The organism is Achromobacter sp. GbtcB20, from assembly GCF_019091095.1.
Lineage (GTDB): Bacteria > Pseudomonadota > Gammaproteobacteria > Burkholderiales > Burkholderiaceae_B > Achromobacter > Achromobacter mucicolens.
This window is the reverse complement of sequence record NZ_JAGXJZ010000985.1, coordinates 1-229: the sequence shown is the minus strand read 5'-3', so window position 1 is coordinate 229 and position 229 is coordinate 1. Positions and strand designations below refer to the sequence as shown.

Here is a 229-nt window from a genome sequence, read left to right as displayed (position 1 = left end):
ATCAGGAGGGCGGGGTGCATCATCGCCGACAGTACCTCGGCGCGATTTTGCTGGTAAAACTTGCGCTTCCAGTTAGGGGCGTCGCCGGCGAGGGGGGCTGCCAGGAATGGGCTGACGCTCAAGAGGCCGTCCTGATTCTGCAGCACCAGCACCTCGGTCGGATCGGCCAACGCGGCGACCGTAGGCGAATGGGTAGTGATGAACGTCTGCGTGGAGAGTCCCTGTATTC

Annotated in this window: 1 pseudogene; it reads right to left on the bottom strand. The window is 62.4% G+C overall.

Annotated elements, in window-relative coordinates:
• Positions 1-229, bottom strand: a pseudogene (locus KVT32_RS31930) (chromosome partitioning protein); the annotation flags it as partial.